This window comes from Actinomadura luteofluorescens (assembly GCF_013409365.1).
Classification (GTDB): Bacteria; Actinomycetota; Actinomycetes; order Streptosporangiales; family Streptosporangiaceae; genus Spirillospora; species Spirillospora luteofluorescens.
In genome coordinates this window covers 404,505-428,192 of sequence record NZ_JACCBA010000001.1, presented here as the reverse complement: position 1 = coordinate 428,192, position 23,688 = coordinate 404,505, and the positions used below count along the sequence as shown (strand labels likewise).

General features: G+C 73.9%; 26 protein-coding genes and 1 pseudogene. 20 read left to right on the top strand and 7 right to left on the bottom strand.

The window, feature by feature from the left end; translation table 11 throughout:
* Window positions 1–12: 12 nt before the first annotated feature.
* The 4 genes from BJY14_RS01975 to sigJ all read right to left on the bottom strand — a co-directional run bounded on the left by BJY14_RS01975 (window position 13) and on the right by sigJ (window position 3,443).
* Entirely contained in the window at window positions 13–1,167 is a 1,155-nt protein-coding gene (locus tag BJY14_RS01975) for an oxygenase MpaB family protein (protein WP_179841993.1), read from the bottom strand.
* On the bottom strand, window positions 1,160–2,143 hold the full coding sequence (locus BJY14_RS01970; protein WP_179841992.1) for a polyprenyl synthetase family protein: 984 nt from the start codon (window positions 2,141–2,143) through the stop codon (window positions 1,160–1,162). The genes BJY14_RS01975 and BJY14_RS01970 overlap by 8 nt, the downstream gene beginning before the upstream one ends.
* On the bottom strand, window positions 2,136–2,375 hold the full coding sequence (locus BJY14_RS01965) for a hypothetical protein (protein WP_179841991.1): 240 nt from the start codon (window positions 2,373–2,375) through the stop codon (window positions 2,136–2,138). Before BJY14_RS01965 ends, BJY14_RS01970 begins: the two co-directional genes overlap by 8 nt.
* Window positions 2,376–2,507: 132 nt before the next feature.
* Entirely contained in the window at window positions 2,508–3,443 is a 936-nt protein-coding gene (gene sigJ / locus BJY14_RS01960; protein WP_179841990.1) for an RNA polymerase sigma factor SigJ, read from the bottom strand.
* A 150-nt stretch (window positions 3,444–3,593) separates the two neighbouring features.
* Here sigJ and BJY14_RS47615 point away from each other — a divergent pair.
* Both BJY14_RS47615 and BJY14_RS01955 read left to right on the top strand, forming a co-directional pair.
* A pseudogene (locus tag BJY14_RS47615) lies at window positions 3,594–3,956 on the top strand (MFS transporter); the annotation flags it as partial.
* Between the two features lie 25 nt (window positions 3,957–3,981).
* The gene (locus BJY14_RS01955) at window positions 3,982–5,103 is read left to right on the top strand and encodes an MFS transporter (RefSeq protein WP_218905941.1); all 1,122 of its coding nucleotides are present in this window, start codon (window positions 3,982–3,984) and stop codon (window positions 5,101–5,103) included.
* Here BJY14_RS01955 and BJY14_RS01950 read toward each other — a convergent pair.
* Complete coding sequence (locus BJY14_RS01950; protein ID WP_179841989.1) at window positions 5,094–5,825, bottom strand: polysaccharide deacetylase family protein; 732 nt, start codon at window positions 5,823–5,825, stop codon at window positions 5,094–5,096. The two genes, BJY14_RS01955 and BJY14_RS01950, sit on opposite strands and share 10 nt — an antisense overlap.
* Window positions 5,826–5,854: 29 nt before the next feature.
* Between BJY14_RS01950 and BJY14_RS01945 the strand changes: the two genes are divergently transcribed.
* On the top strand, window positions 5,855–6,928 hold the full coding sequence (locus tag BJY14_RS01945) for an MGDG synthase family glycosyltransferase (protein WP_179841988.1): 1,074 nt from the start codon (window positions 5,855–5,857) through the stop codon (window positions 6,926–6,928).
* On the opposite strand, the gene BJY14_RS01940 is transcribed toward BJY14_RS01945, so the two are convergent.
* The gene (locus tag BJY14_RS01940; RefSeq protein WP_179841987.1) at window positions 6,906–7,775 is read right to left on the bottom strand and encodes a DMT family transporter; all 870 of its coding nucleotides are present in this window, start codon (window positions 7,773–7,775) and stop codon (window positions 6,906–6,908) included. The genes BJY14_RS01945 and BJY14_RS01940 overlap by 23 nt on opposite strands.
* Window positions 7,772–8,659 (bottom strand): DMT family transporter, encoded by an 888-nt coding sequence (locus BJY14_RS01935; RefSeq protein WP_179841986.1) that lies wholly within the window; start codon window positions 8,657–8,659, stop codon window positions 7,772–7,774. Before BJY14_RS01935 ends, BJY14_RS01940 begins: the two co-directional genes overlap by 4 nt.
* Window positions 8,660–8,890: 231 nt before the next feature.
* Between BJY14_RS01935 and BJY14_RS44795 the strand changes: the two genes are divergently transcribed.
* The 17 genes from BJY14_RS44795 (at window position 8,891) to BJY14_RS01850 (ending at window position 23,671) form a co-directional block, all read left to right on the top strand.
* Window positions 8,891–9,355: an RrF2 family transcriptional regulator gene (locus BJY14_RS44795; protein WP_179841985.1), complete on the top strand. Its 465-nt coding sequence runs from the start codon at window positions 8,891–8,893 to the stop codon at window positions 9,353–9,355.
* A 109-nt stretch (window positions 9,356–9,464) separates the two neighbouring features.
* Window positions 9,465–9,971, top strand: a complete 507-nt coding sequence (locus tag BJY14_RS44790) for a hypothetical protein (protein ID WP_179841649.1) — start codon at window positions 9,465–9,467, stop codon at window positions 9,969–9,971.
* Between the two features lie 139 nt (window positions 9,972–10,110).
* Complete coding sequence (locus BJY14_RS01920; protein WP_179841984.1) at window positions 10,111–10,632, top strand: DoxX family membrane protein; 522 nt, start codon at window positions 10,111–10,113, stop codon at window positions 10,630–10,632.
* A gap of 301 nt (window positions 10,633–10,933) precedes the next feature.
* On the top strand, window positions 10,934–11,245 hold the full coding sequence (locus BJY14_RS01915) for a hypothetical protein (protein ID WP_179841983.1): 312 nt from the start codon (window positions 10,934–10,936) through the stop codon (window positions 11,243–11,245).
* A gap of 220 nt (window positions 11,246–11,465) precedes the next feature.
* Window positions 11,466–11,900 (top strand): hypothetical protein, encoded by a 435-nt coding sequence (locus BJY14_RS01910; protein ID WP_179841982.1) that lies wholly within the window; start codon window positions 11,466–11,468, stop codon window positions 11,898–11,900.
* Entirely contained in the window at window positions 11,897–12,820 is a 924-nt protein-coding gene (locus tag BJY14_RS01905) for a hypothetical protein (RefSeq protein WP_179841981.1), read from the top strand. The genes BJY14_RS01910 and BJY14_RS01905 overlap by 4 nt, the downstream gene beginning before the upstream one ends.
* A complete protein-coding gene (locus tag BJY14_RS01900) occupies window positions 12,807–14,207 on the top strand; it encodes a V-type ATPase 116kDa subunit family protein (RefSeq protein ID WP_179841980.1) in 1,401 nt (466 codons plus the stop codon). Before BJY14_RS01905 ends, BJY14_RS01900 begins: the two co-directional genes overlap by 14 nt.
* Complete coding sequence (locus tag BJY14_RS01895; protein WP_179841979.1) at window positions 14,192–14,458, top strand: ATP synthase subunit C; 267 nt, start codon at window positions 14,192–14,194, stop codon at window positions 14,456–14,458. The genes BJY14_RS01900 and BJY14_RS01895 overlap by 16 nt, the downstream gene beginning before the upstream one ends.
* Window positions 14,455–14,685 carry a hypothetical protein gene (locus BJY14_RS01890; protein ID WP_179841978.1) on the top strand — a complete coding sequence of 77 codons (231 nt, stop codon included), beginning with the start codon at window positions 14,455–14,457 and terminating at the stop codon, window positions 14,683–14,685. Before BJY14_RS01895 ends, BJY14_RS01890 begins: the two co-directional genes overlap by 4 nt.
* Window positions 14,682–15,200, top strand: a complete 519-nt coding sequence (locus tag BJY14_RS01885) for a V-type ATP synthase subunit E family protein (RefSeq protein WP_179841977.1) — start codon at window positions 14,682–14,684, stop codon at window positions 15,198–15,200. The genes BJY14_RS01890 and BJY14_RS01885 overlap by 4 nt, the downstream gene beginning before the upstream one ends.
* Window positions 15,185–16,693 (top strand): V-type ATP synthase subunit A, encoded by a 1,509-nt coding sequence (locus tag BJY14_RS01880; protein WP_218904998.1) that lies wholly within the window; start codon window positions 15,185–15,187, stop codon window positions 16,691–16,693. Before BJY14_RS01885 ends, BJY14_RS01880 begins: the two co-directional genes overlap by 16 nt.
* Entirely contained in the window at window positions 16,690–18,117 is a 1,428-nt protein-coding gene (locus BJY14_RS01875) for a V-type ATP synthase subunit B (protein ID WP_179841976.1), read from the top strand. Before BJY14_RS01880 ends, BJY14_RS01875 begins: the two co-directional genes overlap by 4 nt.
* Window positions 18,114–18,719, top strand: a complete 606-nt coding sequence (locus tag BJY14_RS01870) for a V-type ATP synthase subunit D (protein WP_179841975.1) — start codon at window positions 18,114–18,116, stop codon at window positions 18,717–18,719. Before BJY14_RS01875 ends, BJY14_RS01870 begins: the two co-directional genes overlap by 4 nt.
* A gap of 170 nt (window positions 18,720–18,889) precedes the next feature.
* Entirely contained in the window at window positions 18,890–18,979 is a 90-nt protein-coding gene (gene kdpF, locus BJY14_RS44785; protein ID WP_246395755.1) for a K(+)-transporting ATPase subunit F, read from the top strand.
* Entirely contained in the window at window positions 18,980–20,650 is a 1,671-nt protein-coding gene (kdpA, locus tag BJY14_RS01860; protein WP_179841973.1) for a potassium-transporting ATPase subunit KdpA, read from the top strand.
* The gene (gene kdpB / locus BJY14_RS01855) at window positions 20,647–22,761 is read left to right on the top strand and encodes a potassium-transporting ATPase subunit KdpB (RefSeq protein ID WP_179841972.1); all 2,115 of its coding nucleotides are present in this window, start codon (window positions 20,647–20,649) and stop codon (window positions 22,759–22,761) included. The genes kdpA and kdpB overlap by 4 nt, the downstream gene beginning before the upstream one ends.
* Before the next feature lies 1 nt (window position 22,762).
* Window positions 22,763–23,671: a potassium-transporting ATPase subunit C gene (locus BJY14_RS01850; protein WP_179841971.1), complete on the top strand. Its 909-nt coding sequence runs from the start codon at window positions 22,763–22,765 to the stop codon at window positions 23,669–23,671.
* The last annotated feature ends 17 nt before the right edge of the window (window positions 23,672–23,688 follow it).

The following is a 23,688-nucleotide window of genomic DNA, read 5'->3' as shown; positions in this document are numbered from 1 at the left end:
CGCGCGGGAGCCTCAACTCCGCGAGACGGCGGTGGGCGGGGGCGGGGTCCAGCGGGCGGTCTTCGAGGGGACTCCGAAGTCGGGCTTGAGTTCCTGGGGGATGGCGTAGTGCATGACGCGGCCCCGCGTCAGCGAGGACAGCTCCAGCATGGTGACCAGGCGGCCGAGCCGGTCGGAGATCTGCTCGGCCCACGGCCCGCGGTCCTCGACCCATTCCAGCGCGCCCAGCAGGGCCGGGGCGATCCTGATGAGCGAGTCGAACCGCGTGCGGGGGACCTCGAGCCAGTCCGCGGACGTGTCGCCGATGAGGTAGCGGATGAGCGCGGGCACGATCGGGTCGAGCAGCGTCCCGGGCACGACCTCCTCGTACAGGTCGATCAGCTGCCGGGTCAGGTGCGCCCCCTCGGGGGAGGGGCCCATGTGGCGCACCATGTACCGGTCGGAGAACTCCCTGGCCGCCTCCAGGTCCGGGGGAATGGTGTCGGGCTCGATGCCGAGGATGGCGCCGACGACGCGCCAGGCGTAGTAGTAGGCGTCCGCGCCCTCGGCGGTGATGTGGATGCCCATGCGGTGCAGGGCGTCCAGGACCTGGATGCTGAACATCATCAGCCCGCCGAGCATGTCCTCCTGGCAGATCGCGACGGGCTCGGGCCAGCGGCCCTCCTCCTTGAGGTGCCGGCGGATGGAGGCGTGCAGCAGGCGGACCTTCTGCGCCGCTGGGAGGAACCGCCCTCCGGCCTGGAACGCGTCGGGCTGCATGAGGTAGACGGTGAACTGCCCGGTCTCTGCCATCCGGCGCGAGGGGTAGGCCAGCGAATGCGTGGCGGACAGCAGCTTCGCCACGTGCGGGACGACGTAGCAGGCCGGCATCGCCGCGAACGACAGGGCGGTGGAGACGTGCACGTCGTTGTCGACGAAGAACCGCCGCGCCTGCTCCATGACGCCCCAGTCGATCCAGTCCGGCGGCGTCGCGGTCGCCCGGAGGTAGTCGCGCGCCGCGTCGGGCAGGCCGTCGGGAAGCGCCTGGCCGGAGGTCGTGAACCAGCGCATGAGGGTGTTGTACCTGCCGACCTGCCCGGTGCTGAAAAGGGCTTCGACGGTCGCGTCGGCCAGCGGGTCGCCCTTCAGCCGCAGAGCGTCCATGTACTGGTCGGTGTAGTCAGTCATCGGAGGTCACCTCGCGGATCAGTCGGGCCAGTGCGTCGGCGGCGTCCGGCCGGGTGCCGGCGAGGGCCGCGTGCGCGGCGTGCGCGCGTTCGTCGATCATCTGCCGGACGCGGTCCGGCGCCCGGGAGCGGATCATGATCTCCCGGATCTCGGCGGCGCCGGCCGGGGTGAGCGGTCCGTCCAGCAGGTCCCGCAGCCGCCGCCGGTCGGGCTCGCCGGCCTCGGTCAGGGTCAGCGCGAGCAGGGCGGTGGGTTTGCGGCCCGCGAGGTCGTCCAGGAGCGACTTGCCGGTGCGTCCCGGGTCGCCGAACACGCCCCACAAGTCGTCCCGCAGCTGGAAGGCCTCCCCGAGCGGACGGGCGTAGGCGGCCAGCGCGTCCAGCGTCGGCGCGGCCGCCCCGCCCAGCACCGCGCCGATCCGCAGCGGCCCCTCGACGGTGTAGGAGCCGGTCTTGAACCGAACGATCGCCAGTGACCGGGCCACGTCCGGCGCCGCCCCGGTGCGCAGGATCTCCAGGCACTCGCCCGCCACCAGCTCGCGGCCCATCGCCGTCCACTGCGGCACCGCCCGGCCCAGGAAGGCCCGCGGCAGGCCCGAGGAGTGGAACAGCTGCGCGGCCCACGCCACCAGCAGGTCGCCGACCATGATGGCGAGGGCGTCGCCGAGCCTCTCGTGCGCGCTCGGCCGCCCGCGCCGCATCGGGCTGCGGTCGATGACGTCGTCGTGGACGATCGCCGCGGCGTGCACCAGTTCCAGCGCCGCCGCCGCGCGGACGGCGGCGTCGGTGTCCGGCTGCCCCGCGGCGCGCCACCCCCAGTAGCAGAACGCCGGGCGGATCCGCTTGCCGCCGTCGACCGAGATCCTCAGCTGGTCGGCCACGGGCGCCAGCTCGCCGTCCAGGGCCAGCAGCTCGGCGATCTCCGCCTCGACGAACTCCTCCAGCGCCCGGTCGACCCGGGCCCGGAGGTCAGCCATCCCCGAGCCGTGCGGCGGCCCGGCGGGCCAGGACCTCCAGATGCGCCTCCGGAGCCGCGCCGTTGCGCCGCAGCGCCAGCTCCCCCCGGGCGCGGAGCTCCTGACGCACCTCGGCCGGGCCGGGCATGCGCCGGGCCATGACCCGCAGTCCCTCCGCCACCAGGTCGGCGACCCCGGCCGCCAGGCAGAGCATGTCGTTGCCCGGACCGGCTCTTCCGTCAGACTGCGCCATCGTCACCTTCCACTCCCTTGTAGTCACAGCAAGTGATATCAGGAAAGCGGTGGGTCACCACCGAAACGGTCTGGCAGGACTGCCTCGCCGCCGCATGACGGAATAGTCACTCGTGCGGTGGGGGGACGCGTCTCAGACGCCGGTCCAGGAGCGGAGCTTCTCGGGGTTGCGCACGGCCCAGATGCGCCTGATCCGCCCGTCTGTGATCTCGAACGCGTACACCGTCACGATGGCGCCGTCCTGCTGGGCGATCAGACCGGGCTGGCCGTTGACGGTGCGCTCCAGCAGCGTCACGCCGGACACCCGGCGGAGGAGGTCGGCGATCGCGTGCGCGATCCGCTCACCGCCCTCGATCGGACGGAGCACGGTCTTGACCACGCCGCCGCCGTCGGCGGTGAGGACGGCGCCCGGATCGAGAAGGCCGATGAGGGCGTCGACGTCACCGGTCTCCAGCGCCCGCCTGAAGTTCCTGACGACATCGGCGCGGCCGGCGGCCGGGGCCGCGGGCGGCGTGCCGGCGCGGATGCGGCGCCTGCCCGAGGAGGCCAGCTCGCGGCAGGCCGCCGGGGTGCGGCCGGTGATCTCGGCGATCTCGGCGAAGGGGTACCGGAAGACGTCGTGCAGGATGAGCGCCACGCGTTCGGCCGGGGTCATCGATTCCAGCACGACGAGGAAGGCCATGCCGACCGACTCGTCCAGGGTGATCCGGTCGGCCGGGTCGGCCGCCGCGGCGCCCGGGCGGCCGCCGATCCACCGCTCGGGTCCGGGCAGCGGCTCGGGGATCCACTCGCCCACGTAGCGCTCCCGCCTCGCGCGCGCCGAGCCGAGCACGTCCAGGCAGATGCGGCCGGCGACCTTCGACAGCCAGGCGCCGGGGGAGGCGACGGCCTCCCGCTGCCGCGGGGACATGGCGTACCAGCGGGCGTAGGTCTCCTGCACGACGTCCTCGGCCTCGGCCAGGGAGCCCAGGAGCCGGTAGGCGAGGCCGATCAGGCGGCGCCGCTCGCTGACGATCGCGCTCAGGCCCGCGTCGGACCGGTCGGCTCCTGGTGGCGATTGGTCGGTCATGTCCTGGTGGCTCCCTGGATCGCATGTGCCCTCATCTCACTACGACGAGACGGCGCACCGGAATGTCAGGCGGGCGGCGACCTGACATTCCGGGGCGCCGCGTCGTCGGACTCCCGACACGGCTTCGTTCGATGCGACAAGGAGACGATCATGTCTGCACGCAGTTCGGCCCCGGTGGCGGGACCGGCGGCGGAGGTGACGACGCGCCCGGATCCGAGACGCTGGCTCGTCCTCGCCGTCATCGCCGCCGCCCAGCTGATGGTCGTCCTCGACCTGACCGTGATGAACCTCGCGCTGCCGTCGGCGCAGCGCGCGCTGGGGTTCTCCGCCGCCGACAGGCAGTGGGTCGTGACCGCGTACGCGCTGTCGTTCGGGAGCCTGCTGCTGTTCTGCGGGCGCCTGGCCGACCTGGCCGGCCGCAAGGCGACCTTCCTGACCGGGCTCGTCGGCTTCGCGGCGGCCTCCGCCGTCGGCGGCGCCTCGGTCGACTTCCCGATGCTGGTGACGGCGCGGGCCTGCCAGGGGGACCTTTGGCGCCCTGCTGGCGCCGTCCGCCCTGTCGCTGCTGACCACGACGTTCCAGGAACCCAGGGAGCGGGCCAGGGCTTTCGGCGTCTACGGCGCGGTCGCGGCCGCGGGCGGCGGCCTCGGGCTGCTGCTCGGCGGTGCGCTGACCTCCTACCTGTCCTGGCGGTGGTGCATGTACGTCAACCTGGTCTTCGCCGCGTTCGCGATCATCGGTGGGGCGCTGCTGGTCGGGCGGCAGCGGCGGACGCCGGGCGGCCGCCTGGACGTTCCGGGCGTGGTGGCGGTGTCCGGGGGGATGCTCTGCCTCGTCTACGGCTTCTCCAACGCCGCGTCCCACAGCTGGGGCACGCCCCTGACCTGGGGCCTCCTCGCGGCCGGGGTCGCGCTGCTGATCGTTTTCGCGGCCTGGCAGGCGCGCACCGCGCACCCCCTGCTGCCGCCCCGCATCGTCCTCGACCGCGTCCGCGCCGGCGCCTACCTCACCATCCTGGTCAGCGGGGCCGGCACGTTCGGCGTCTTCCTGTTCCTCGTCTACTACATGCAGGTGACGCTGGGGTACTCGGCCGTCCGGTCGGGGGTGGCCATGCTGCCGATGGTGGTGTTCAGCGGCGCCATGGCCGTCCTGGGCAACACCAGGCTGATGCCGCGGTTCGGACCCGGGCCGATGGTCATCGCCGGCATGCTGCTCAACGCGGCCGCCATGGTGTGGCTGACGAGGATCGGCGCGCATTCGGGCTACGGGGCGGCGCTGCTCGGCCCGCTCATGGTGATCGGCGCCGGCATGGGCCTCGTCTTCGGCATGGCGGCCGCCACCGGCACCTTCGGCGTGGCGCCGCGGGACGCGGGGGTGGCCTCGGCGAGCATCAACACCGGCCAGCAGCTCGGCGGCTCGATCGGCACCGCTCTGCTCAACACGATCGCGGCCGGCGCCACCTCCGGCTACCTGGCCGGCCACGTGCGCGGACGGCCGACGCCGGAGATGCTCCAGCTCGCGGCCGTCCACGGCTACAGCACGGTGTTCTGGTGGTGCGCCGGCATCTTCGCGGCCGGTGCCGTCGTCTGCGGCGCGCTCCTGCCCTGCGGCCCGCTGACGGCGCGCCAGCATGGACGGGCACCGGCTGGTTATGAATGACCAGGTGACGTCCTTGGGGAATGGACCTCGTGGTCGCGGAGCGGGCCGACGGTCAGGCCGGTGGCGCGACAGGTCGCCACCACGCCGGGGAGGGCGCCGAGGGACGCTCTCCACGCGCCCGGCGCCGAGGTGGCGTCGCTGTCGTGCAGGAGGAGCGTCGCGCCGCCGTCCAGGCCGGGCGCGAGCTCGGCCAGCACGGAACGGGGCGTCGCGGAGGCCGTCCAGTCCTTGCCCCAGGCCGTCCACAGGACGGGCCGGAGGTTGTCGCGGCGGGCCGCGAGGAGGGCCTCGGCGCTGAGGACGCCGTACGGGGGCCGGTACCAGGCCGGGGTGGCGCCGCACACGTCCTCGATGAGCCGGACGGTGCGGCGCATCTCGGCGGCGACACGACCGGGCCGGGTCTTCAGGGCGTTGTCGTGGTGCCATCCGTGGACGGCGATCTCATGGCCGTCGGCGACGATGCGCCGGCCGATGCCCGGGTTGCGCTGGAGCATCGCGCCGAGGACGAAGAAGGTCGCGTGACAGCCGAGACGGGCCAGCTCGTCCAGGAAGAGGGGCGTGGAGCGGGCATCGGGTCCGTCGTCCAGGGTGAGCGCGACATGGCGGGCCCCGCCGCGGCCGGCGAGACGGGGAGTCAGGCGGCGGACGGGCGGAAGCCAGGTCGCGGCGGGCAGGGCGTGCGCCAGGAGCACCCCGGCGAGGCCCCGCGTCAGATGCGACATGGGACCAGTCTCACAGGGGGATCGATCGCATGGGCAAACGGCTCCTCATCCTCACGGCGGCCATGGGGGCCGGTCACGACGCCGTCGCCGGGGAGCTGGCGCGACGGATCGCGCCGCGGGGCGTGGAGGTGAGCGTCGTCGACGTGCTGGACCTGGTGCCGCTGCGCCTCGGGCACGGGCTCAGGCGGATGTACGGGGGGATGCTCCGCGGCGCGCCGTGGCTCTACGAGTGGATCTACCAGGCGTTCTTCGTGTCGGCGAGCCCGCCGCCGCCCTCGCCGCTCACGGCGCTGATCGCCAGGCGGCTGGAGCGGCGGACCCCGGAGCCGCCGCCGGACGCGGTGGTGTCGACCTTCCATCTCGCGGCGCAGGTCGCGGGTCGGATGCGCCTGCGGGGGCGGCTGGGGGCGCCCTCGCTCGTGCTGGTGACCGACTTCGCCGTGCACCGGATGTGGTCGCACCCGGGCAACGACCGCTACCTGTGCCCGGACGAGGCCTCGGCGCGCGCGGTGGCGGAGCGGACGGGACGTCCGGCCGGCCGGGTCGCGCCCGTGGTGCGGCCCGGGTTCCGGCGCGCGGACGACGGCGGCCGGCTGCGGGCGCTCGCCGGGGCGCGCCCCGATGAGCGGATCGTGCTGGTGTCCGCGGGGGCCTGGGGCGTCGGCGGGGTGGTCGAGACTGCCCGCGGGCTCGCCGCGTCCGGCCGGTACCTGCCGGTGGTGCTGTGCGGGCGGAACCGGCGGCTGCTCGCCCGGATCCGGGAGGACGGGATCGGGCACGCCCTCGGCTGGCGGGACGACATGCCCGGGCTGATGGCGGGTGCGTACGCGCTGGTCGACAACGCGGCGGGGCAGACGTGCCGGGAAGCGTTCGCGTGCGGGCTGCCGGTGGTCACCCACCGGCCCATCCCCGGTCATGGACGGGACGGCGCCGAGGCGATGGCGCGGGCGGGCCTGAGCGCGTTCGCGCGGTCGCCCGCCGAGCTCCTCGAGACGCTGGACGGGCTCGCGGACGAGCGGGTGCGCGCGGCCCGGGCCCGGCGGGTGGACCTGCTGTTCGACGCCGTCCGGGCCGAGCAGGTCATCCGCGCCGCGCTGGGGTGACGGCGCGCTCGTCGTGCAGCAGGGGGGACCGGGCGATGACGGCGCTGCCGAGCAGGATGGCCGCGACGCTCACGACCTCCGCGGCGAGCCACGGGCCGGTCCGGATGCTCTCGTCGAAGAGGCCGACGCCCAGCGCGATGCTGGCGACGGGGTCGGCGACCGTCAGGGCGGGCTGCACGGCCACCAGGCTGCCACTCTGCAGCGCGTTCTGGAGCATGAACAGGCTCGCGACCCCCGCCGCGGCCATCGCGTAGAGCTCCCAGGACGTCAGGACGGCGACGATGCCGTCGGAGAAGGCGCGCGTGGCCGTCCTCATGAACGCGGCCGTCAGCGCGAACCCCAGGGACGTCGTCACGCCGAGCAGCACGCCGCGGACCGGTCCGCGGATCCTCCACGCCGCCGCCACCAGGGCGGCCGCGCAGCCCGCCGTGGCGGCCGTCGCGATGATCCACTCGCCGGGCCCCGGCACGCCCAGGCCCTCGCTGGGGGCGGCGGCGATGAGCAGCCCGGCCAGGCCCGCGGTGAGGACGGCGACCCCGGCCCACGGCACCAGGCGCAGCCCGCGCGGCGGCAGCCAGGCGATGAGGATCATGGTGAACGGCAGTTCGGAGGCCATCAACGGCTGGACCAGCGCCAGCCCCGCCATCGACAGCGCGGCGGCCTGCAGGACGAACGCGGCGATGAGCGCGCCCACCCCGCCGAGCCAGAGCGGCTGCCGCAGCAGGTCGAGGATGAGGGACGGTTTGAAGGCGTCGGCCTCGGGCGCGGTCGCGGCGGCCCGGCGCTGGAGCACCGACGCCAGGGCGTTGGCCGCGCCGGCCAGCAGGCCCAGGATGACGGCGGTCACCGGTCCCCGTCCCCGTCCCGCGCTGCCAGCTCGCCCGGCTTGCCGAGGTAGGGCGACCGGCCGAGGACGACGATGCCCGCCACCATGCCCGCCAGCCCCAGCGCCTCCAGGGCCAGGTCACGGGGGGACAGCCGGATCTTCTCGCCGAAGATCGTGACACCCAGCGCGATCCCGGTCAGCGGCTCGGCCGCGGTGCTGGCGGGCAGCGAGATGCGCAGCGGCGCCGCGTCGAAGGCGCTCTGGGCGAACAGCAGCGCGAGCGCCCCGATGAACAACAGGCCGTAGGGCTGCCACGTCCGGAAGGCGGTGGAGACGCCCGCGTCGAACAGCAGCACGACGCTGCGGGTCAGCGTGTCCTGGAGGCCGTAGAGGAGCCCGGCGGCCGTGGCGAGCAGCATCGCGCGGACGCGCAGGTCCCGGTGGCCTCCTCCCACCGCGACCAGCACGGCGAGCCCCAGCACGACCGCTCCGCTCATCCAGCGGGGGGACAGCGCGCCGGGCGGCGCCCCTCCGTGCGGCTGCCCGATGCCGAGGAACAGCGCGACTCCGCCGGTCAGCGTCAGCGACCCCAGCAGGGCCCTGGCGCCGAACGGCTCCCGGTAGATCACATGCGCGGCGGCCAGGGCGAACACGAGGTTGACGGTGAGTACCGGCGTGGCCTGGGCGACGCCGACGAGGTCCAGCGCGAACGCGAACACGAGCTGACCGGCGATCATCAGGGCGATCCCGCTCAGCCACAGCCGGCTGTGCAGCAGGTCCAGCAGCAGCCTCGGATGCAGGATCCGTCCGAGCGGCTCCTGGAAGGCCGCGTGCTGCTGCGCCACGAAGCCCAGACCGATGAGGCAGGCCGCCACCACCGCGACGGCCATCCCGAGAAGGCTCATCCTGATCCACGATTTCCCCCGCCGTGACTCTCGCGTCGATCTCCTACCCGGGTCCGGATATCCGAATCCGTCTCTGAGAACTGTCCGAAACCGATGGGAATGGCTTTTCCCGGCAGGACGGCGACGTGGCCCGCGGCGCCGCCGCACGTCACGGCGCTCGCGGCGGGGCCTGTGGCGATCCCCACAGGATTGAATCCGACTCTCAGATTCCGATTCACCTATGATCAAGCCGTGCACCTGACACAGTCGACCGACCTGGCCCTGCGCGTGCTGATGCTGCTGGGCGCGCGGAACGAGCGGCGGTCCGCCGCCGAGCTGGCCGAGCGCCTGAAGGTCCCGCCGCAGCACATGGCGAAGATCGTCCAGCGGCTCCGCCGGGACGGTTTCGTCAGCACGACCCGCGGTCGCGGGGGCGGCGTCGTCCTCGCCGGCGGGGTGACCGAAACCCCGGTCGGTGAGATCGTCCGTGCGCTGGAAGGGCCCGGCGAGGCGGTCGAGTGCGACAGCCCGCCCTGCCCGCTGCGCGACGGCTGCCACCTGCGCGGAGCGCTGCGGGCGGCGCAGGCGGCCTTCCTGGCGTCGCTGGACCAGGTGCGACTGCGCGACCTCGTGGCCGATCCGACCGGACCGGTCCTGCTGTCCCTGGCGCCGCCGGCGTCCGCCGGCGCGCCGTCCCTCGCGGAGGAAGGTCTCTGATGCTCTCGTCCGACCACGCCGGGATCGTGCGGGCCACGCTGCCCGCCGTCGCCGCCAACGGCACGTCGCCGCCAACGGCACCGCGATCACCGGCGAGTTCTACGCCGCGATGTTCGCCGCGCACCCCGAGCTGCGGAACCTGTTCAACCAGGGCAACCAGGCCAACGGCGAGCAGCGCCGGGCCCTCGCCGGCTCGGTGGCCGCGTTCGCCGAGCACACCCCGGTCGCCGCGATGATCGACCACCTGGCCGGCGCGGAGCCGGGGCGCCGCGTCCTGGCCGTGCACGCCGACCGCGGGCCCCGCACCCACGCGCTGCGGCGGCAGATCGCCGACGCGGGCGCCAGGATGACCGACTTCTGGCAGCTGACCTGGTACGAGGACCCGGACGGGACCGAGGGCGGGGACGTCCTGCCCGGCCGGATCGACGTCACCCGGCTCCCCCTGCCGCGCAAGGCTCGAGTCTTCATGTGCGGCCCGATCCCGTTCATGCGCGAGATCCGGCGCGGGCTGGCCGAGGCCGGAGTCTCGGACGAACGCGTTCACTACGAGGTCTTCGGCCCGGACCTGTGGACCGCGGGCGACCGCCTATCGAACGGCACTGGAATTGTTCGTTAAAGCGAATCGGATGTCTTAATGGGCGTGAACTGACCAGTACGTGGTTCTAGGGGATGAAAGTCTGAAAGATCCCTTGCCTTGCGGGGAATCGAATAGGAAACTTAACTATCAATGTCCCCCCCGCCCCAAGGACTCCCTTATGCCCGTACAGACACCTTTGCGGCCCTCCCCGGCCGTGGCGACCGAGCAGCCGGCCCGTTACGCCCTCGCGGCGGCACGGCTCTTCCTGGGCTGGATCTTTCTCTGGGCCTTCGTCGACAAGCTCTTCGGCCTCGGCAAGCCCACGGAGAAGGGCTGGCTGTCCGGCGTCTCGCCGTCCGAGGGTTTCCTCAGCCACGCCGAGGGCCCGTTCAAAGAGATCTTCCACGCGATGGCGGGAAAGGTCTGGGCCGACGCCCTCTTCATGTTCGGGCTCGGCGGTCTCGGCGTCGCGCTGCTCCTCGGGATCTGCCTGCGCCTCGCCGCGATCGGCGGCACCGTTCTCCTCGTCATGCTGTGGGCGGCGTCCCTGTGGCCGGAGGCCAACCCGTTCATGGACATGCACTGGATCTACGCCGCCACGCTGATCGCCGCCGCGCTCGCCGACGCCGGAAAGACGCTCGGGCTCGGGCGGTTCTGGGAACGGCTCCCGGTGATCCGCCGCCACCCTCTCCTCCGCTGACGGCGAGGACGTGAGAAGCGCCTTCCGAGGGGACGGCCCGTCCCGGCCCCCGGGAGGCGCTCCCTTCTCTGATCCATTGATCCAGTAAATGGCAGGAACGGCCGCCCCACCTGGAACCTGGGCCGCTGAGGCACCGAAAGTCCGTTGAACAAATCCCTTCCCAGTCAAATCACGGGTCACAATTCGATTGACCGCGCCAGCAGTTCCGGCGATGCCGGGAGTGCATTGTGACCTGGAGGAGATGACTGTGGGTAACGGAGCGGGAGCATACTGTTCCTGAATTCCGAAAGGAAGGGAACCTATGGACCTGCAGACCATCCAGTCGAGCGTCGAGACACCCTCCGAGCGCTCCGCCGACCTCGTCTTCACCGGCACCGCCGTCTTCGTCGCGCACGGCCAGGTGATACTCAACGCCACTTCGAACGCGTTCACCCCCGGCACGCGCGTCGTCGCCTCCATCGTCGAGATCGACAACGCCGGCATCCCGCTCATCGGAGCGGCCCGGATGACCATTCACAACGTCCGGCCGTACCAGGGAGGCGTGCAGGTCTGGGCGAACATCGAATGGAACTCCAACCTGCGCGTCCGGGTCAGCTACATCTGGGAGACCTGACCCGCCTCCGCGTCAGGTCTCTGCGGGTCACGGCGCTGACGCGCGTTCACTGGAAGGGGTTTCGGCCGCGGTCGGAACCCCTTCTCCTCGTCTCGGGGGCGACCTCCGGGCGGCGCGGCCCGGACGGTCTCTCACCGTGATCGGCCGATCGCTGTTTGTGCTCCCGCGTGGAGGGGATCCTCACCGGCGTTGAGGGGACCGCCAGTCCAGGGGAGGCACGGTGCCGGCACTCCACGACCTTCTGCAGCGGTTCCGCGCTGCCGGAGCGCCGGGCCCCGCGGCGGCCGTCCCCTCGGAGCGCCGGGCCGTGGAGGACGAACTGGAACCGGTCTTCGCCCGGTTGGAAGGGGCGGAGCAGGAGAGGCTGCGCACCGTGGCGGCGGCGCACGACCAGGCGCGACGCATCACGGGGTCGGCCCGAGAGCAGGCGGCCGGTCTGGTGGAGCGGGCGCGGGCCGAGGCGCCCGCGGAACGGACTGCGGTCGCGGCCGAGATGCTGCGGGCCGCTGAGGACGAGGAACGGGCCATGCGGGTCGCCGCGGAGGACGAAGCGGGACGGATCCGCGAGGCCGCCTCCACCCGGATGGACGGCCTGGTGACCCGCGCCACGGGGATCGTCGCCGGTTTCCTGGACGAGACGAGGGCGTCACCGTGAGCGCGAGCTTCGTCGCCGGCCAGGTCAGGGCCAGGGCGCTCGCCCGGAACGCGCTCGGCCCCGGGCGGGTCAGAGCGATCGCGCAGGCGGGGTCCCTGACCGAGGCGCTCGCGAGCCTGGCCGCGACCCCCTATGGCAAGCGGCTTCCCGCCGTGCCGGACTTGGACGCGGCTCAGCACGCGGTCGCGGAGTCGCTGCTCTGGCACCTGCGCGTGCTGGCCGGCTGGCTGCCGCCCCAAGGCGTGGTCGCCCTGCGGTCTCTGGCGGGAGCCTTCGAGATCGCCAACATCGACGGTCTGCTCCAGCGCCTGGGAGGGCGGCCCGCCGAGGAACCGTACGCGCTAGGCGCGCTCGCGACGGCATGGCGGGCGCTGGAGGACGCCCCGGACACGGGAACGGTGCGCGACCGCCTCGCCGCCTCGCCGTGGGGCGACCCCGGGTCGGCCGACCCGTACGACATCAGGCTGTTCCTCCGGCTGTCGTGGGCGTCGCGCGTCTCCGGGCTCGACGCGCGCACCGGCGGCTGGGCGGCGGGGGCGGCGGCCGTCCTGGTCGCGGGCGAGCGGTTCGGCGACGGCAGGGAACTCCCCGAAGCCGCCCTCGGGCGGGCTCAGAGGCTGATCGGACGGGCGGCGGCGGAGGCGCCCACCGTGCCCGCCATGGCCGGCCGGCTCGCCCGGGGCGTCCGCTGGTCCCTGGAGGGCATCGATGACGCCGCCGGCCTCTGGCAGGCCGAGACCCGCTGCTGGCGGCGGCTGGAGCGGGACGGCGCCGCGCTGCTGCGCGGCTCCGCGTTCGGCCTCGGCCCGGTCGTCGGGGCGGCGGCGGTGATGGCCGCCGACGTCCGGCGGGTCCGCGCCGCGCTGGAGACGGCGGCGCTCGGCGGCGGACCGGCGGAGGCCTACGATGAGGTGGCCTGAGGGCCTGTGGCCGGTGCGGATGGCGCGCGTCGCGGTCGTGGCCCCCGCCGGCGCCCTGCGCGACGCCCTGGTGCGGGTCGCGGACGCCGGGGTGGTCGAGCTCGATCCCGGACGCCGCCCCCGCGCCGGACGGAACGCCGCGGCCGACCTCGAACCCGCGGTCCTCGCGTCGGCCCCCGATCCGGGGCGGCCGGCCGAGTGGAACCGCCCTGACCTGGCCGAAGGCGAAGCGCAGGTGCGAGAGCGCGCCGCCGGCGCGGTCCGGAAGGGCCACGTGGCCGCGGTCGTCGGCTGGATGCCCCGCGCGGCCCATGCCGCGCTCGCCGCCCGGCTCGCCGAGGTCGGCGCCGCCCTGGTGCGGCTGCCGCACCCGCGCGGTGTGGAGGCGCCGTCCCTGCTCCAGGGGGAGGACCGGCGGGAGAGCCTGCGCGGCTCCCTCGTCCCGCTGGTGGCGACCTACGGTCCGGTCCCGTACGCCGACCTCGATCCGACTCCGCTCGCGTGGGCCGCCTACGTCCTGATGTTCGGGATCATGTTCGGCGACGCGGGCCACGGGCTGCTGCTGCTGGCGGCCGCCGCGGCCCTGCTCGCCGGTCGCCCGCGCCGGGCGGCGCCCCTGCGGCGGGCGTGGCCGTTCGTGCTGGGCGCCGGGATCACCAGCACGGCCTTCGGCGTGCTGTACGGGGAGTTCTTCGGCCCGACCCGTGTCGTCCCGCGGTTGTGGCTGTCGCCGCTCGACAGCCCGGTCCGGCTGCTGGTGTTCGCGGTGGGCCTCGGGGCGGTGCTGCTGGCCGGCGCCTACGCGCTGGGCATCGTCAACCGGTGGAGGGAGGGGGGCTGGTCCGCCGCACTGTACGAGCCCTCGGGCATCTCCGGCGCTTCGGTCTTCCTCGGCGCGGGCGCCCTGGCCGCGGGCGCCTACTTCCAGCGGCCCGGCGTCGCGCTCGCCGGTGCGGCCGTCGCCGTCCTCGGACTGGTGGCGGCCTCCATCGGCTTCTTCGCCAGGGCGGGGGGCGGCGGCACGGGTGCGGTCGAGACGGTCGTGGAACTGTTCGACCTGGTCATGCGGCTGGGCGCCAACGTGGTGTCGTTCGCGCGCTTGGCGGCGTTCGGCCTGACGCACGCGGCGCTGGCCGCGGTCGTCTGGACGGGGACCGCGGCCCTGTGGCACCACGGCGGCATCGCGCGCGCCGTCGCCGCGCTGGTCTTCGTCTTCGGGACGGCGCTGACGTTCGCGCTGGAGGCGCTCGTCGCGGGGGTCCAGGCCCTCCGGCTGGAGTACTACGAGCTGTTCTCCCGGCTCTTCACGACGCAGGGCCGGCCGTTCCGGCCCTGGCACATCCGCATGACGGCAGAGGAGGTGGACGCCCCATGTCCCCAGGTGTGACGGCGGCGGGCGTGACGGCGGCCGGACAGGCGGCGGCCGCGAACTGGGCCCCGTTCGTGGGCGCCGGGATCGCGGTCGCCGGGGCCTCGATCGCCGCCGGCGTCGCGGTCGCCTACACCGGCGCCGCGGCGCTCGCCGCGCTGAGCGAGCGCCCCGAGCTGTTCGGCCGGGCGATGGTCATCGTCGGGCTCGCCGAGGGCATCGCCATCTACGGTCTGATCATCGGCATCATCCTGATCGGGAAGGCATGACCGCCGCCGGTCGCGTCGCCGTGCTGGGGGAGCGGGCCCGCGTGGAGGGCTACGGCCTCGCCGGCGCGCTGGTCAGCCCGGCGGACGGCCCCGGCGAGGTCCGCGCCGCCTGGGAGGCGCTCGGCGACCGGGCGGCCGTGGTCGTGCTGACGCCCGCCGCCGCCGCGGTCCTGGCGGACGCGCGCCGCCGGCGCCCCGGGGTCATGACCGTCGTGATGCCGCCGTGAACGGGCGCATCGGGAGCGCGCTCGCCCCGGTGCGCGAGGCGCTGGCGGACGGCGCCCGCTCCGAGGCCGCCCGCCTGGTCGCCGACGCGGAGCGCGACGCCGCCGCGCTCGTGGGCGAGGCCCGCGCCGAAGCGTCCCGCGTCCTGGACGGCGCACGGGCGGAAGGACGCGCCGACGGGGCACTGGCCGCGGCGGCGGCGCGCTCCCGGGCGCGCGCGGCGTCCCGGGCGATCGTCCTCGGCGCGCGCAGGCGGGCCTACGAGGAACTGCGCCGCCGGGTCCGCGGCGAGGTGCGGGCCCTGTTCGACGGCCCGGACGCCCCCGCGAACGAGGAGGCGCTGGCGGCGCGAGCCCGCACGCTGCTCGGAGCCGGAGCGCGGGTCGAGCGCGCGGGCGGCGGCGGTCTGGTGGGGCGCGTCCGCGATGCGGAGGTGGACCTGTCCGCGGACGCGCTCACCGACCGGGCGATGGCGGCCCTCGGGACGGAGGTGGCGGACCTGTGGGCGCCGAGGTGACCCGCGTCAACGGCCCCCTCGTGGAGACGACCGGCATGCGCGGCACCGCGATGAACGACGTCGTCGAGCTCGGCCCGGCCCGCCTCCCCGGGGAGATCGTCGCGCTGGAGGGCGACGCGGCCACCGTCCAGGCCTACGAGTACACCGGCGGACTCGCTCCCGGCGCGGCCGCCGCCACGACCGGCCGCGCCCTGTCCGCGCCGCTGGGCGCGCACCTGCTCGGCGGCGTCTTCGACGGACTGCTGCGCCCGCTGAGCGGCGCGGGGGTCTGGCTCGACCCCTCGGCCCGCGCCCCGCGGGCGGACGCGGACCGGGCCGAGTACTGGCCCGTCCGGCGGCCGCGCCCCTACTCCGAGCGGCTGGACGCCGGCGCCCCCCTGCACACCGGCCAGCGCGTCATCGACCTGCTCTTCCCCGTGCCCCTCGGCGGGACGGTCGCCGTCCCCGGCGGCTTCGGCACGGGCAAGACGATGCTGCTCCAGCAGGTCGCCAAGTGGTGCGACGCCGACGTGATCGTCTACGTCGGTTGCGGCGAGCGCGGGAACGAGATGGCCGACGTCCTCGAAGAACTCGCGGAACTGGACGACCCGCGCACGGGCGGCCGGCTCGCCGACCGCACCGTCGTCATCGCCAACACCTCCAACATGCCGATGATGGCCCGCGAGGCGGGCGTGCACAGCGGCGTCACCGTGGCCGAGTACTTCCGCGACCAGGGCAGGGACGCCGTCGTCATCGCCGACTCCACCTCACGCTGGGCCGAGGCCCTGCGCGAGTTCGCCTCCCGCGCCGGTGAGCTGCCCGGCGAGGAGGGGTATCCGGCCGCGCTGCCGTCCGCGCTCGCCGCCTTCTACGAGCGCGCCGGGCGGGTCCGGACGCGGGACGGCGCCGAGGGGTCGGTCACCGTCATCGGCGCGGTGTCCCCGCCGGGCGGCGACATGACCGAGCCGGTCACCGCCTACACCGAGCGGTTCGTGCGGGCGCGCTGGAGCCTGGACAAGGATCTGGCGTACTCGCGGCACTATCCGGCGGTCTCGTGGTCGGGGTCGTTCGCGCGGGACGTCCCGGCCGTGGCCCGCGCCCACGCCGCCGCCGGGGACCCCGAGTGGGCGCGCCGCCGCGCGCGCACCGCGGGCCTGCTCGCCGAGGCCGACCGCCTCACCGCCCTCTCCGAGCTCGTCGGCGCCGGTACCCTGCCCCCGGCCGAACGGGTGACGCTCCTGGCCGGGCGCCTGCTGCGGGAAGGCGTCCTGCAGCAGAGCGCCCTCAGCTCCAGCGACGCGTCCTGCACCCCCGAGCGCACGGCCGCGCTGACCGATGCCGTCCTCGACGTGGTGGACCGGTGCCGGGACCTGGTCGGCGACGGCGTCGCCGTGTCGGTCATCGAGGACCTCGACTACGCGCCCCTCGTGCGGGCCCGCGAGGACGCCCCCACCCCGGCGGACGTCCATGACCGCCGGGACACGGTCCTGACCAGGCTGGACGGCCTGCGGTGACCGACTGGCCGAGGCCGTCCTACACCGGGATAGCGCGGGTGCGCGGACCGCTCGTGGTCGTGACGGGCGCCGAGGACGTGGGGTGGGACGAGTTCGCCGACATCCGCGTCGGGCCGCAAGGCGCCGCGGCAGGGAACGAGGCGGTCGGGAACGAGGCGGTGGAGGACGACCGCCACGGGCTCGTGCTGGACACCGCGCGCGACCGCGTCCTGGTGCAGGTGCTGGAGGGGACCGGCGGCATGCGCACCGAGGGCATGCGCGTCACCTTCAGCGGCGCGCCGCTGCGCGTCCCGGTCGGGACGGCCTGGCTCGGGCGGGTCTGCGACGGGATGGGGCAGCCGCTCGACGGCGGCCCGCCGGTGCTGGGCGGCGCGGGTGCGCCCGTCGCCGGAGTCCCCCTCAACCCCGTGCACCGCGAACCGCCCGCCGAGCCGGTGCTGACCGGCATCTCCGCCGTCGACGCGCTCACCACGCTCGCCAGGGGCCAGAAGCTGCCGATCTTCTCCCGCGCGGGCCTCCCGCATCTGGAACTGGCCGCCCAGATCGCGGCGCAGGCGTCGGCGGGCGACGAGCCCTTCTGCGTCGTCTTCGCCGCGATGGGCCTCACCCACGCGGACGCCGCCGCCGTCCGGGAGACCCTGGAGGGACGGTCCGCGTCCGGCGAGCTGGTGCTGCTGCTCAACCTCGCCGACGCCCCCGTGATCGAACGGACCGTCACTCCCCGCATCGCGCTGACCGTGGCCGAGCACCTGGCCTTCCAGGAGGGACGGCACGTCCTGGTCGTGATGGGCGACATGACGTCCTACTGCGAGGCGCTGCGCGAGGTGTCGGCCGCCCGCGGGGAGATCCCGGCGCGGCGCGCCTACCCCGGCTACCTCTACAGCGACCTGGCCTCCCTCTACGAGCGCTGCGGGCGCGTCCGCGGGCGCCCCGGATCGGTCACGCTCGTCCCCGTGCTGACCATGCCCGGCGGCGACATCACCCACCCCGTGCCCGACCTCACGGGCTACATCACCGAGGGCCAGATCGTCCTGTCCGCCGACCTGCACGCGCTCGGCGTGTACCCGCCGGTGGACGCGCTGGAGTCGCTGTCGCGGCTCATGCGCAAGGCCGCCGGGCCCGGCCGCACGCGCGCCGACCACCTCGACGTCGCCGCGCAGACGACGGCCGCCCTCGCCGGGGCACGCCGCGCCCGCGAACTCGGCGAGCTCATCGGGGCGGGCGCCCTCAGCGACACCGACCGTCACTACCTCGACTTCGAGGAGGCCTGCCGGCGGACGCTCATCTCCCAGGGCAGGACGGAGTCCCGCCCGCTGGAGCAGACCCTGGACAGGGCCTGGCGGGCGCTCGCGGAACTGCCGCGCCGCGAGCTCACCATGCTGCCCCGCGAGATGATCGACGAGCGTCTCGGGCGGGAGGGGTGAGCGCGCGACCGCAGGGACGCGCGGGACGGCTCTGGCTCCGGCAGCGCGTCACGGCCGCCGAGGCCGCCCTCGACCTGCTGGAACGCAAGCTCGGCATCCTGCGGGACCAGCAGGACGAACTCCACCGGCTCGCCGGCGCCACCGGCGAGGAATGGGAACGCCGCTGCAGGGAGGCCGACAGGCTGCTGACGCGCGCCACGCTGCTGGGCGGACGCCGGGTGCTGCCCCTGTCCTCGACCGGAGAGCGGGCCGGCCTGACCGTGGAGCAGACCACGCTCATGGGCGTTACCTACCCTCGGCGCGTCGTCTTCGACCTCCCGGACCGGCCCGCGCCCTTTCCGTCCGGCATCGCCCTGGCGCCCGCGCGGCGGGCCTGCCGGGCGGCGCTCGAAGCCGCCTGCGCCCACGCCGCCGCGGCCGCCGCGGCGGCCGCCGTCGACGCGGAGGTGACCGCCACGCGGCAGCGCGTCCGCGCCATCGAACGCCGCCGCCTGCCCCGGCTGCGCGCCGCCCTGAACGAGATCGAGGTCGCCCTGGAGGAGCGCGAACGCGAGGACGGCGCCCGCCTGCGCCTGCTCGCAGGCCACGACGACCGCCCCTGACCCCGCCGGAGCCGCCAAGAGGCCGTCAAGTTCCGCCAAGACTCCCCAAGCGGGCGCTTTACTTCATGCGCTCCTGGAAGGAAGACGACCATGGGCGACGTCGTGTTCGTTCTGCTGACGGTGGCGGTCTTCGTCCTGCTCGCCCTCGTGGTGAAGGGGCTGGAGAGGCTGTGACGGTCGAGAACACGATCGGTCTCGTGCTGGCCGCGCTCCTGACCGTCTTCCTGATCATCGCCCTGCTGTTCCCGGAGCGTTTCTAGATGAGTCCGACCGTCGCCGGAACCATCTTCATCGTCTCCCTCGCCCTCGCTCTGGCGGTGGTGTACCGGCCGCTGGGCGAGTACATGTACCGCGTCTACACGGGGACGCGGCACGCACGCGCGGAACGGGTGGTCTACCGGCTGATCGGGGCCGCCCCGGACGCCGAGCAGACCTGGCCCGTCTACGCGCGCAGCGTCCTGGCGTTCTCGGCCGTCAGCGTCCTGTTCCTGTACGGCTTCCAGCGGCTGCAGAACCATCTGGTGCTGAGCCTGGGGTTCCCACCGGTTGAGCCCGACCAGGCCTGGAACACGGCGGTCAGCTTCGTGACCAACACCAACTGGCAGTCGTACGCGGGCGAATCCACGATGGGCGACCTGGTGCAGATGGCCGGGCTCGCGGTGCAGAACTTCGTGTCCGCCGCCGTCGGCATGGCGGTCGCCGTCGCGCTGGTGCGGGGGTTCGCCCGCATGCGGACCGACCATCTCGGCAACTTCTGGGTCGATCTGGTCCGCGGCACCTTCCGGATCCTGCTCCCCATCGCGTTCGCCGCGGCCCTCGTGCTGGTCGCGGGCGGGGTGGTGCAGAACTTCTGGGATCCGGCCCACCACGTGGTGGACACGATCGCGGGCGGCGCCCAGACGCTGACGGGCGGGCCGGTGGCGAGCCAGGAGGCGATCAAGCTGCTCGGGACGAACGGCGGCGGCTTCTACAACGTCAACTCCGCCCACCCGTTCGAGAACGCCACCGCCTGGACGAACTGGCTGGAGATCCTCCTGTTCCTGGCCATCGCGTTCTCACTGCCGCGCACCTTCGGCCGGATGGTCGGCGCCGACGCGCAGGGCTACGCCATCGTCTCGGTGATGGCGACGCTGGCGATCGTCTGCGCCGTGCTCATGCAGGTCTTCCAGCTCACGCACCACGGCACGGTGCCGACCGCGGTCGGCGCGGCGACGGAGGGCGTGGAGACCCGGTTCGGGGTGCCGGACTCCGGGATGTTCGCCACCGGCACGACGCTGACCTCGACGGGCGCGACCGACTCGTCCCACGACTCCTACACCGGCCTCGGCGGCATGATGGCGCTGATCGGGATGATGCTGGGCGAGGTCGCGCCCGGCGGCGCCGGCGCGGGCCTGTACGGCATCCTGGTCCTGGCGGTCGTCACCGTGTTCGTGGCGGGGCTGATGGTGGGCCGCACCCCCGAGTACCTGGGCAAGAAGATCGGGTCCCGGGAGATCAAGTTCGCCGCGCTGTACTTCCTGACGACACCGATCCTGGTGCTGGCCGGCACGGGCCTGGCGATGGCGACCGGGGACGGCAGGGCCGGGATCCTCAACCCCGGCCCGCACGGCCTGTCGGAGGTGCTCTACGCGTTCACCTCGGCGTCCAACAACAACGGGTCGGCGTTCGCCGGCCTGACCTCCGGCACCCTCTGGTACAACGCCGCGCTCGGGCTCTGCATGGCCTTCGGACGGTTCCTGCCCATGGTGTTCGTGCTGGCGCTGGCGGGGTCGCTGGCGCGGCAGGGCCGCGCCCCCGCGTCGGAGGGGACGCTGCCCACGCACCGGCCGCAGTTCGTCGGGCTGGTCGTCGGGGTCACCGTCGTCCTCGTCGCGCTGACGTTCCTGCCCGCGCTGGCGCTGGGACCGCTCGCCGAAGGCCTCCGCACATGACCGCGCGGGGCCCCCTGCTCGATCCGGCGCAGCTGCTGAGGTCCCTCCCGGACGCGCTGGCCAAGCTCGACCCGCGCACGCTGTGGCGCAACCCCGTGATGCTGATCGTCGAGGTCGGCGCGGTGTGGACGACGGTCCTGGCCGCCCTGCGCCCGTCCGCCTTCGCCTGGCTGATCGCGGTGTGGCTCTGGCTGACCGTGCTCTTCGCCAACCTCGCGGAGGCGGTCGCCGAGGGCCGCGGCAAGGCGCAGGCCGACTCGCTGCGCAGGGCGAAGACCGACGCCGTGGCCCGCCGCCTGCTCGACTGGACGGCCGGGCAGGAGCGGGTCCGCGAGGAGGCGGTCGCCGCCTCGCGGCTCCGTGAGGGCGACCACGTCGTCGTCGAGGCCGGGGACGTGATCCCCGGCGACGGGGACGTGGTCGAGGGCATCGCGAGCGTGGACGAGTCGGCGATCACGGGGGAGTCGGCCCCGGTGATCCGGGAGTCGGGCGGGGACCGCTCGGCGGTGACGGGCGGGACGAAGGTGCTGTCGGACCGCGTGGTCGTGAAGATCACCCAGCGGCCGGGGGAGTCGTTCATCGACCGGATGATCGCGCTGGTGGAGGGGTCGAGCCGGCAGAAGACGCCGAACGAGATCGCGCTGCACATCCTGCTGGCCGCACTGACGATCATCTTCCTGCTGGCGGTGGCGAGCCTGCAACCCCTGGCGATCTTCTCCAAGGCCATCAACCCCGGGGTCGGCGACACCCTCGCCCTGGACGCGGACGGGGTCACCGCGATCGTGCTGGTGTCGCTGCTGGTGTGCCTGATCCCGACGACGATCGGGGCACTGCTGTCGGCGATCGGCATCGCCGGGATGGATCGTCTCGTGCAGCGCAACGTGCTGGCGATGTCGGGGCGCGCGGTCGAGGCCGCGGGCGACGTCAACACCCTTCTGCTGGACAAGACCGGCACCATCACCCTCGGGAACCGGGAGGCGGCGGCGTTCCTGCCAGTCCAGGGCGTAGGTGAGGACGAACTGGCCGACGCGGCGCAGCTGTCCAGCCTCGCCGACCAGACCCCCGAGGGCCGTTCGGTGGTCGTCCTCGCCAAGCGGCGCTACGGCCTGCGGGAACGCTCGCCGGGGGAGTTGTCGCAGGCGAGGTGGGTGCCGTTCTCGGCACAGACCCGGATGAGCGGCGTCGACCTGGGCGAGCACGGGAACGGCGGGCCGGATCGGATGCTGCGCAAGGGCGCGGCCGGAGCGGTCGCCGAGTGGGTGCGGCGGCAGGGTGGTGCGGTGCCGCCGGCGCTCGGTCAGATCGTGGACGGCATCTCCGCGTCCGGCGGGACGCCGCTCGTGGTGGGCGAGGTCGCGCACGGCACGGCGAAGGTCTTGGGCGTCATCCACCTCAAGGACGTGGTCAAGCAGGGTATGCGGGAGCGGTTCGAGGAGATGCGCCGGATGGGCATCCGCACCGTGATGATCACCGGTGACAATCCGCTGACCGCCAAGGCGATCGCCGATGAGGCGGGTGTGGACGGGTTCCTGGCCGAGGCCAGGCCCGAGGACAAGCTGGCCCTGATCAAGAAGGAGCAGGAGGGCGGCCGGCTGGTGGCCATGACCGGGGACGGCACCAACGACGCTCCGGCGCTGGCTCAGGCCGATGTCGGGGTGGCGATGAACACCGGTACCTCCGCCGCCAAGGAGGCGGGGAACATGGTCGATCTGGACTCCGACCCCACGAAGCTGATCGAGATAGTGAAGATCGGCAAGCAACTGCTGATCACGCGCGGCGCGCTGACGACCTTCTCCATCGCCAACGACATCGCCAAGTACTTCGCGATCATCCCCGCGATGTTCGCCGGCCTGTACCCGGGGCTGGAGGCGCTCAACGTCATGCGGCTGCCCAGCCCGCAGTCGGCGATCCTGTCGGCCGTGGTGTTCAACGCGCTGGTCATCGTCGCGCTGATCCCGCTGGCGCTGCGCGGAGTCCGGTACCGGCCGAGCAGCGCCTCCCGGCTGCTGTCGCGCAACCTCGGCGTCTACGGCCTCGGCGGCATCGCCGCGCCGTTCGCCGGCATCAAGCTCATCGACCTCGTCATCCGTCTACTTCCAGGGATGTCGTGACATGTCATATCCGACCTGGGTCCGTCAGCACCTGGCCGCGCTGCGCGCCCTCCTCGTGCTGACGGTCGTGTGCGGCGTCGCCTACCCGCTCGCCGTGTTCGCGGTCGCGCAGGTGCCCGGCCTCAGAAGCCGCGCCGACGGCTCGACCGTCTCCCTGCACGGCCGGACGGTCGGCAGCGCACTGATCGGCCAGTCGTTCACCGGCAAGAACGGCGCCCCGCTGAGGCAGTACTTCCAGAGCCGTCCCTCCGAGGCCGGGAACGGCTACGACCCGACCTCGACGGCCGCGAGTAACCTGGGTCCGGAGGACATCGTGGACACCCTGCCCGGCCCGAAGGCGGCCACGGCGGGGGAGAGCGGCGGGCAGAGCCTGCTCACCCGGGTCTGCTCGCGCAGCAAGGCCGTCGGCGACCTCGAAGGCGTCAGCGGGGCGCGCCCGTTCTGCACCCCGGGCGGGGTCGGAGCGGTGCTGGCGGTGTTCGGGCGCCGCGCCGCCGACGGCACGGTCCCGCACCCCACCGGGGTGGTCAGCCTGAACGAGGAGCAGGGCGTGGTGCAGGCACCGTTCATCGCCACCTACAAGGGCGTTCCCGTGCGCCTGGCCCGGCCCGGTGAGGACTACTCCGCCGGCCTGGTGGTCCCCGTCAGGGGCGGCGCTCCCGCCGATCCTGTCGTCCCGGCCGACGCGGTCACCGCCGGCGGCAGCGGCCTGGACCCGCACATCTCGCCCGCCTACGCCGCCCTCCAGACCGGCCGGGTCGCCAGGGCCCGCGGCGTCGCCCCCGGCCAGGTGAGGCGACTGGTCGAGGACGGCACCGACGGCCGCGACCTCGGCTTCATGGGCGAGCCGCGGGTCAACGTCCTGAAGGTGAACATCGCCCTGGACCGGAGGTACCCGGTCCGCGGCTGACCCGGTGACTGGAGGTG